Origin of the sequence: Pseudoalteromonas sp. Z9A5, assembly GCF_011378875.1 — a bacterium.
GTDB lineage: Bacteria > Pseudomonadota > Gammaproteobacteria > Enterobacterales > Alteromonadaceae > Pseudoalteromonas.
On record NZ_WTLC01000072.1, the window covers coordinates 1,105 to 11,026 of the forward strand.

General features: G+C 40.6%; 6 protein-coding genes. 4 read left to right on the top strand and 2 right to left on the bottom strand.

Annotation, left to right across the window (positions count from 1 at the left end):
- A partial coding sequence (locus GQR56_RS21665; RefSeq protein ID WP_206018240.1) for a DUF4347 domain-containing protein occupies positions 1-3,533 on the bottom strand: 3,533 nt, incomplete at its 3' end.
- A gap of 660 nt (positions 3,534-4,193) precedes the next feature.
- Positions 4,194-4,439 carry a DUF3297 family protein gene (locus GQR56_RS20680; RefSeq protein ID WP_024610004.1) on the bottom strand — a complete coding sequence of 82 codons (246 nt, stop codon included), beginning with the start codon at positions 4,437-4,439 and terminating at the stop codon, positions 4,194-4,196.
- Between the two features lie 327 nt (positions 4,440-4,766).
- Between GQR56_RS20680 and GQR56_RS20685 the strand changes: the two genes are divergently transcribed.
- The 4 genes from GQR56_RS20685 (at position 4,767) to GQR56_RS20700 (ending at position 9,891) form a co-directional block, all read left to right on the top strand.
- Positions 4,767-6,353, top strand: a complete 1,587-nt coding sequence (locus tag GQR56_RS20685; protein WP_166115170.1) for an alkaline phosphatase — start codon at positions 4,767-4,769, stop codon at positions 6,351-6,353.
- Between the two features lie 14 nt (positions 6,354-6,367).
- Entirely contained in the window at positions 6,368-8,152 is a 1,785-nt protein-coding gene (locus GQR56_RS20690) for an alkaline phosphatase (RefSeq protein WP_166115173.1), read from the top strand.
- 139 nt (positions 8,153-8,291) lie between these two features.
- The gene (locus GQR56_RS20695) at positions 8,292-9,005 is read left to right on the top strand and encodes a hypothetical protein (RefSeq protein ID WP_166115176.1); all 714 of its coding nucleotides are present in this window, start codon (positions 8,292-8,294) and stop codon (positions 9,003-9,005) included.
- 250 nt (positions 9,006-9,255) lie between these two features.
- The gene (locus GQR56_RS20700) at positions 9,256-9,891 is read left to right on the top strand and encodes a hypothetical protein (protein ID WP_166115179.1); all 636 of its coding nucleotides are present in this window, start codon (positions 9,256-9,258) and stop codon (positions 9,889-9,891) included.
- The last annotated feature ends 31 nt before the right edge of the window (positions 9,892-9,922 follow it).

The window sequence follows — 9,922 nt, forward strand, 5'->3', positions numbered from 1 at the left end:
GCGCCATTATTATCAGTAATGGTGTAAGTTGCACTTGGCACTGGGCCGGTGTAATTAGTAGCAGGGGTAAAGGTAAAGCTACCATCGGCATTAATGAGTAACGCACCGACGCCCGCAATGGTTGCTGTTGTTCCGGCGGTATAAACCGCTGTATCACCCGCAATAATAAACTGCGTTACCGTTAGGGTATCGCCATCGATATCAGTGTCATTAGTAAGTACATTACCAGTGGCAGGGGTATCTTCTGTTACTGAAATTGGACCATCATTAACAGCTTCAGGCGCATCATTAGCAGGTACCGCATTACTAAAACTAAGTGTTGCCGTATCAGTGCCGCCATTATTGTCAGTAATGGTGTAAGTTGCGCTTGGCACTGGACCGTTATAGTTTGTATCTGGCGTAAAAGTAAAAGTCCCATTAGCATTCATTAATAAACGACCAATACCGGCCAGCACAGCTGTCGTTCCCGCACTGTAAACCGTTGTATCTCCATCGATTAAAAATTGCGTCACCGTAAGCGTATCGCCATTGGCATCAGTGTCGTTGCTTAGTACGTTTCCACTAACTGGAGTATCTTCAGTTACTGAAACTGGTCCATCATTGTTAGCAATAGGTGCATCGTTGGCTGGAATCACATTACTAAAGCTAAGTGTTGCCGTATCAGTACTGCCATCCCCATCAGAAATAGTATAAGTTGCACTCGGTACAGGACCTGTATAGTCCGTATTAGGCGTAAAGGTAAAAGTACCGTTATTATTAATTAATAAACTACCAACACCATTAATTGTTGCAGTCGTTCCTGCATTATAAACAGTGCCATTACCCGCAATTACAAATTGCGTCACAGTAATTGTATCGCTATCAACATCAGTATCGTTGGTTAATACATTCCCATTTACAGGGGTATTTTGATCAACCGAGATCGGACCATCATTCGTCGCCACTGGCGCATCATTAACAGGAATAACTTCAATAGTTGCAATAGCAGTATTAGAATTGGATTCACTATCATTGACTGTTACTTCAATACTGCGTGATATCTCACTTGGATTTTCACCAGTATTTTCGAATTCAATTGTTTGGATAGCAGCTTCGTAATCAGCTAATGTGGCTATACCAGAAAGAGTTACGGTTGTACTCGTTAATGTATAAGTTATACCGCTTGATAGTGTGCCACTCGTTGCGGCAGAACCATTAACAAGTAATCGATCATCTGTTTGAGGATTAGCCAATACTATTGATGCAGACGCCATATTTGTATTATCGTCGTCATCTATAGCTATATCAGTAGAAGCTATTGCTACCGGAGGACCATTTTCGGTAAAAGTATTATTAAAGTTATATTCAGGACTCGTGGTAAAAATTTGTAAATCATCAAATATGACCGTTCCACCATCACTGTCATATAGGTAAACGCGCATTTGATAGTTTGTGTTTGCTGATATTTCAAAATGATCAATATTTTGAAAAACACCATCGTAAGTGCTACCACCAGCTACGGCGGCTTGATGATCTTCTATCAGGGTATTGAATGTTGTAAAATTATCGCTTGAAATATCAATTGCAATTTTATAACCGACAGTTTCAATCCAGTCGGCGTTATATATTGCGTTAATGCTAACAGGGTTAGCAAAATCTGATGCCGTAGTAAAACCGTATAGAATAAAATCTTGATTAGCACGAGCTGTTGCTAAGTCGCTGGCTGTTACACCTTCAACCTGTACTCTTGTATTATCATAAATTCCAGAAAGACCAGGACCAAACATCTCATCACTACCACTTACTACAGATCCGCTATTGAAGTCGGTTGCACTAGGTGTATTGAATGGCGAGTTGTGTTGCCAGCCTACGGCTGTTTCAGTATCCCCATCATTATTTAAATATATAACAGGGACTGAATTCGCCTCAAGTGAAACCTTAATATTACCATCTGATTCAGAGCCCGCAGCATCGGTCCCTGCTACTACACTGTTTGAAATTGCAGAGGCGTGAACGAACGAGCCGCCACCGCCACCGCCGCCATCTCCACCGGCAGAACCACCGCCAGAATAACCACCACCCCCACCTGAAAATGAAGGTGATGCGCCACCACCGCCAGTTAAACCTCTACCGCCATCTGAACCGCTTAAATCACCAGTACCACCATTTGCCAGAGTAACTCCATCGTTAGGAGTAAGGTCTGCAGCAGAACCACCCGTACCTAATCCAGATTGTCCAGCAGAATTAATACCACCGCCACCTGAACCCGCAGCAGTGCCAGTACCACCGCCGCCGTTGCCATTTGTTCCAGCTGCACCGCCAGCGACACCGCTACCATCGTCGCCAAAAGTAACGCTATTACCGCCGCCGCCACCGCCGCCAATAGCATCATCACCACCGCCACCAGCTCCAGCAACAAGTACCAATACATCATCAATAAATACACCAGTGCTGCCACCGCCGCCAGCACTTGTCCCCGTACCTGAATCAATAGGATCACCAGCCTCACCAACAACGAATCGGATAATTTGCCCTGCAGTAACATTAAAAGTCCCTGTTACCGTTGCACCTTGACCACCGTCTGAGCCACTACCGTTGCCACCATCACCACCTTGAATTGTGATAGTAATAACACCGTCAGCAGTAACTACATACTCACCCGTTTGAGGACCTGATGTGTTAACTGGAGTTGTCTCAAGCGTACCTGAAAAATCTTCAGCAACTAAAGTTGCATTATTTATTTCACCAAGCTGAGTCTCGAGAACCCAATCACCACCTTTATCTGCTGCGCCTGTTATGTTGTTAGATGCAGCAATATCCGCTTTTGTTGTATCGGCAAGAGCTTTAATTGCTTCAGAACCTTCGGCTCCCGCAGCAAAATTACAGCCGTATACAAGCATATCGCCATCTTCTGATAAGCTTTGGCCAATACGTAAAAATAAAGAAGCTTGTTCGCCTTTAATTGAATCGGCAGTTACTTGCGTTCCGGCAATAGACAAAACGCCTTTGTCACCATGGCTGAGAATATGAATTGCATCAATGTCTGTACGACCTTCTAATGCATCAGCAATTTGTTCAATTCCGCCTTTTTCTGAGTCAATAAATATAATTTCTATACTTGGGTCTAATGCTGAAGCAAGTTGATCTGCATTATCAATACTGAGATCAATAAATGCGATTTCTACTCGATCATTATTTTTAAAATCATCAATAGGGTAGGCGGTTACTTCATCTTCGGCTTCAGTAGCTGTTGAATTAATATCTTCATTTGCTCGATTCGATGATGGTGGTAACTGGGCTATGTCGAATGATTGCGTAGATTCATTTTCGATGAAAACTGATTCTGTAGTTGAAAAATTTTCCTGCATAAATGCATTAACTTGGGCATTTACAACTTGTTCAGAAGCAACTTCCACAGCTGTAACTGCACCAGCAGCATCAAACATAAAGCGAGGCTCGAGGGCAATAAGGTGCCTATATGATGTAGACGTTTCAGAACGTTTTTTTGAAGATTCTTTTTTATACTTCTGAAACAAAATAGAAATAAAATTCATAAACTAAACAGACCCTTATATTTACAATATAATTTAGCTTAGTTGTTAATTTTGGTTAATCCAGAATTAAGGTTGAAATAAATTAAATATCTTTTCTGTTTATTTCGTTTATAAAAACAGTCTGACTTTCAATAGTTACATCAATGAATTTTTTTCTATCTAGTTGTAAATTAATAATAAATGTTGATTTTCAACTTTTTATATCTTGAGAGTTCAATTTTTTTGTAAGCGAAAATTGTAAAATTAAAAATACAGTTATGATCTATTAAAATAATAGATAATTATTAAATGTACCTATTCAGAAAAGACATAAAAAGTAAGTATAAAAGCTCTACAAAGCTGTGATGGTATTCGAAGTAACATAGTTTCTTTGAGAATAATTTATCTCGAAAATATATTTTTTAGATGGTTAAAAAGTTATTCAAATTATTATTGGTCGTGAATTAATAAATAAAATTCATTTCGGTTCGATATAAATGATAATTGCATTAATATGATTCTTTAGTTAATGGCTTGTTGCTTATCAATTATAAGAAAAATGCTATTTAATAACGTCGCTTCTGTTTTATATTATTTCATCAAAAATTGAAATAAAAAAAGATGCAAAAGCATCTTTTTAGCTGTATTAAATTTATAAATTACCATCATTTGATAATGATGTTATTTATAAAATACTTCTACAGTGCCTTTTACTTTTATAAGTAATGGCTGACCACGACGGTCTAAAGCTTTTGGTGCCGCAACTTTAATCCAGCTTTCGCTGATGCAATATTCTTCTACGTCAAAACGTTCTTTACCGTTTAAAAGTACACCAATATCGTGGTCGAATACTGCTTCTACGTAATGCTTGCTACGTGGGTTAATAGAAAGCTGATCAGGAAGTGCTGGTTTTGTTGAATCTGTCATGGTTTTTCATCTGTATTAAAAAAGTTATGCGCTATTGTAGGCAATACATATCGTGCGCTCAAGGTTTTAATCGTAATGTAAAATTATGTGATTAACGAGACTTATATCATAACTGCGAATATGAGCAGCGAAGTCTAAAGCAATAATAATAAATATAACCCGCTGCTAACGCTACACGCTACCCCCTGACTTATCCTTGTCATAATTTAGTCATTTTTCTTTCATCAAAATTACCTTTATCAGTCACATCTGTTTTCTATAGTGCAGCGGTTGATCTTTTTTGTGGTCACACATTTAAAAATAACCACTAAACAATGGGAATTACGGATGAAAATTAAAAAAGTCGCTGCAGCAATCGCGCTAACATTTGCGTTTAGCGCAGTTAGCCATGCTGATGTACTACCGCAAAGCCAAAAAGACAGCAGCTGGTATAGCGCTGCGCAAACTAAACTAACAACAAAAACAGCACAAGCGCAGGCTACACAAGCCACTAAAGCTAAAAACGTCATTTTATTTGTGGGCGATGGCATGGGTATTTCTACACTTACCGCCGCGCGCATTTTGCAAGGGCAGCGTAATAACCAATCTGGCGAAGAAGGTTATTTAAGCTTTGAAGAGTTCCCATACTCTGCACAAGTTAAAACGTATAACGTAGATGCGCAAACTCCCGATTCAGCAGGCACGATGACGGCTATTATTTCGGGTGTAAAAACCGATGTGGGCGTTATTGGTGTAGATGAAGACATTGAACGCGGCGTGTGTTCAACAGTGACAGGTAATGAATTACTTACAGCTACAGAGCTTGCTGAAATTAAAGGGCTATCTACCGGTATTATTTCTACAGCGCGTATTACCCATGCAACGCCAGCTGCAACCTATGCTAAATCGGCTGATCGTAATTGGGAAGATATATCAGACATGCCAGAAGATGCGATAGCGGGTGGCTGTGAAGACATTGCATCGCAACTGGTTAACTTTGAAAAAAACCTAGAAGCACGATTTGTAGGTACCGACGTAGACGGTCTTGACTTTGTAATGGGTGGCGGTCGTCGTCACTTTTTACCAAAAGACGAAACAGCTAACTCAACAGATGCAGTGAGCGCTATAGAAGGCGACCGTACTGACGAGCGCAACTTAGTGACTGAGTGGCAAACACAATATCCTGATGCTACGTACGTGATGGATCAAACAGGCTTTGATGCAATAGCAGATGACGCCACTAAAGTATTTGGTTTATTTAACGAATCCCACATGCAATACGAAGCTGACCGCGCAAACGATGTAGCGGGCGAACCTTCGCTTACCGATATGACCACTAAAGCAATTGAAGTGCTTGGTAAAAACGATAATGGATTTTTCTTAACAGTTGAGTCGGGTCGAATTGACCACGCGCACCACGCAGGTAATGCGTACAACGCGCTTAACGACACCATTGAGTTTGCTAAAGCCGTGCAAGCAGCGGTAGATAACACCAATCCAGAAGAAACCCTTATTTTAGTCACTGCCGATCACAGCCATGTATTTACTATTGCAGGCTACCCTAAGCGTGGTAATCCAATATTAGGTCAAGTAGTTGCAGTAGGCGAAACAACACCAAGCCTAGCCGCCGACGATATGCCGTACACCACAGTCGGTTACGCAAATGGTTTAGGTTTTAGAAACTTAGGCAGTGAGACCGATGCTGATGCAAGTTACACAAGTGCTGCTGTAGCAGGGCGTGTTGAGCTAAATGGCGTTGATACAACAACCCCAGGTTTTCACCAAGAAGCAACTGTACCAATGGGTTCAGAAACACACGCAGGTGAAGACATATCTTTGCACGCTAAAGGTCCTGGTGCTCAGTTAGCGCAGGGTGTAATTGAACAAAACGTTGTATTTCATTTAATTAATCAAGCTCTTGATCTAACTCAGTAATAATGGCGGCTAACATGAAAAAATTAACAGTACTTTCTTTGGCAGTAATGGTCGCGCTAGCAGGTTGCTCAGATGACGACGATAAAATAAATACACTAACGGTAGATAACCAAATCGCAGTAGGCTCAGAGCTGTGTATTAATGGCGGTACGCAAACTCAAAGCGGGCTAGATAGTAATAATAACGACGTGCTAGATAGCGACGAAGTTAACTCAACTAATTTAGTGTGTAATGCACCTGCAACCTCGCTAACAAGCGAGCAGCTGGCATCACTCACTAGCAATACATGGTATAGCGAAGCACAAACAAAATTAGGTGCAGCACAAACAGCCAGCAGCAACATTGTTACTGAATCAGGCAAAGCGAAAAACGTTATTTTATTTGTTGGCGATGGTATGGGTATTTCTACCATAACCGCAGCACGTATTTTAGCGGGTCAGTTAGAGGGCGAAATGGGTGAAGAGCACCAGTTAAGCTTTGAAACCATGCCTTTTTCAGGCTTTGTAAAAACATACAACGTAGATGCACAAACGCCAGACTCAGCAGGAACTATGACCGCAATGGCATCGGGTGTTAAAACCGACGCAGGCGTTATTGGTATTGATGAAGCAGTTGAGCGTGGTAATTGTGCATCAGGCAAAGGGCACGAACTTGTTACCTCGTTAGAACTTGCTGAAATTGCAGGCAAAGCAACAGGGATTATTTCTACAGCGCGTATTACTCACGCAACACCTGCAGCAACGTATGCTAAATCGGCAGAACGTAATTGGGAAGATATCTCCGATATGCCTGAGTCAGAAACCGATTGTGAAGATATTGCCTCGCAACTGGTTAACTTTGAAGCCAACCTAGAAGCACGCTTTAGTGGTGTTGATGTAGACGGTATTGACGTAGTAATGGGCGGCGGTCGTCGTCACTTTTTACCAAAAGATGCCGCGTTTAATTCAGCCGATGCAGTAAGTGCTGTTGAAGGTGATCGAACTGATAACCGCGATTTAACCGCAGAGTGGAAAACGCAATATCCAAACGGCGCTTACGTAATGGATCAAACCGGTTTTGATGCAATAAGTGACGACGCAACAAAAGTGTTTGGCTTATTTAACGAATCCCACATGCAGTACGAAGCTGACCGCGCTAACGATGTTGCAGGCGAGCCTTCGCTTTCACAAATGACCGAAAAAGCAATTAACGTGCTTGATAATAACGAGCAAGGTTTTTTCTTAACGGTTGAATCGGGTCGTATTGACCACGCACACCATGCGGGCAATGCTTATAACGCCTTAAACGACACTATTGAGCTTGCTAAAGCCGTTAAAGTGGCAATGGAAAACACCGATCCAGAAGAAACACTCATTGTTGTAACTGCCGATCACAGTCATGTATTTACCATTGCCGGTTACCCTAAACGCGGTAACCCAATTTTGGGTAAAGTAGTTGCAGTAGGCGAAACAGAACCAAGCCTTGCAGCCGACGATATGCCATACACTACAGTGGGTTATACAAACGGTTTAGGCTACAGAGATTTAGGCGATGAAACCGACGCTGATGCATCTTACTTAGCTGCACCGGTTACAGGGCGTGTTGATTTAAGCGATGTTGATACAACAACACCGGGTTTTCATCAAGAAGCTCTGGTACCACTGGGTTCAGAAACACATGCTGGTGAAGACGTAGGTGTTTATGCAATGGGACCAGGTGCACACTTGGTAACAGGCACAAACGAGCAAAGCTTTTTATTCCATGTAATGGACTTTGCCGCTGATTTTGTAAAAACAGCAGACGAAAAACTAGCGCAGTAAGTACCGGCTAGTTATGCATTTAGTTAAATACAGCTAAATAGATAAACCCGCACCGTGTGCGGGTTTTTTGTCATTAAACTGACATTTTTAATCGTTATGTTATTGCCATAAACTTGAAATATAAATAAGAGATAGCTAAATGAAAAAAGCGTTATTAATAATTGCTACGCTTGTAAGTACAAGTAGCTTTGCCTCGCAATGTGATATTAATGCCAAGCATTTAAAAGCCGATTATAAAATTACCAACAGCCATAAAGCACAACAAAGTAATGAGTCACTTACCCTTTGGCGAAACGATCAGCAAGTAGCGCATCAAAGTGAAATAATTACCGAGCTTTGGCAGCATTTAGCTAATAATCAAATACGACCAATACGTTACTTTAATGCCCAGCAACGCGGTATTGAATATCAGCCATCTGAGGTACGCGGCGTACAAAATTGGAGTGCTAAAAGTCAGCTGGTGGATAACCACCTAATCGAAAAAATGACGTTAGTAAGCACACAAGGCGCAGGCTGTGATGAAGTAAAAAACTATACACTGAGCGAAAATGGCAACGACTTTAACCTCGCCTTTTTTACGCATTCAAAATTAGTTAAAACATTTAGTATTAGTAATAAAAAAAGCCAAACAACCACCTTGCTAAGCCTTAACAATGTAAGCACTGAGGTGCCATTAATTACCGCTCAATTTGCACAGTGGGATCGCTTTCAAACCACCGATTACGCCGACATTGGCGATAACGAAGGTGACCCGTTTTTAGCTAAAATGATAAACCTTGGTTTTATAGAACACAGCGCCACAGGTTTTTATAACCAGCAGGGTGAAGCTATTCAAGGCGGACATCACCACTAGGTTTTAGTTACTTAAGTTGTATTCGCAAAGGGGGCTTAATTTAGACTCCAACGCGTAAGCCTCTTTAGTCAATGCTACAAATGGGCAGCTTTAAATTAATTCTAAATAAAGCTACAAAAGGTGAACTATTTTTTAATTGGCAAAAACTTATCTAGTTTGTTATTAATAGATGTTCACATTGTAGGGGCATTTTGTGAAAGTGATAAAATGTTCTTAGAGTAAGGCTGTTGTATGCACAAGGAAAGCAAGGATGAACCCTCAGATATTTAATATTATTTTTGAAGAAGGTATGGATACAGAAGCAATCATACATCTTAAAAATAACTTAGCTTTTTTCGAAGATAATATAGAGTTCCATCAAACTCCAGCGCAAGGTATTCAAGTATCGGCAATCCTTGTAATGATGACTTCAATTGCATTTATTTTTGGTGCATCATTTGTGAAAAAACTTGGCGATAGGACCGCTGAAGATTGTTACCCAATAATTAAAAAGTCTCTTGAGACTGTCTATAAAAAATATTTTGGTAAAAACCCAGAATATAGATATCAAATCATTACATCTAGAAACTCAAGTAAAAAAGTACCTGACAGCGATTACTCTTTGGTACTAGCTCTTTATTGTGTAAGTAAAAATAACGAAAGAGTTAAATTTTTATACAAGACAAGCTGGGGGAAAAAACAATTTGATGCAGCAACAGAGATTTATTTATCTTCAATTATCGAATTTGTAAACACTGACTCGGGAGCAGTTCGTGATCTCCTTGACGAAAAGCCAACATCACTGCCTCCCTCGCTAATTGCTTGGGATGAGTTTACGGGCACACTAGGGGCTGTTGATCTTTGTAGTATATATATTAATCAGCCCACATTGGTAGCCACATCATAGTAAATGCTAAAGCGAGCATGGAATGATAATT

Excerpts from the sequence above, each read along its gene's own strand:
- GQR56_RS20680 (WP_024610004.1), bottom strand. The coding sequence starts at position 4,439 with ATGACAGATTCAACAAAACCAGCACTTCCTGATCAGCTTTCTATTAAC.
- GQR56_RS20685 (WP_166115170.1), top strand. The coding sequence starts at position 4,767 with ATGAAAATTAAAAAAGTCGCTGCAGCAATCGCGCTAACATTTGCGTTT.
- GQR56_RS20690 (WP_166115173.1), top strand. The coding sequence starts at position 6,368 with ATGAAAAAATTAACAGTACTTTCTTTGGCAGTAATGGTCGCGCTAGCA.
- GQR56_RS20695 (WP_166115176.1), top strand. The coding sequence starts at position 8,292 with ATGAAAAAAGCGTTATTAATAATTGCTACGCTTGTAAGTACAAGTAGC.
- GQR56_RS20700 (WP_166115179.1), top strand. The coding sequence starts at position 9,256 with ATGAACCCTCAGATATTTAATATTATTTTTGAAGAAGGTATGGATACA.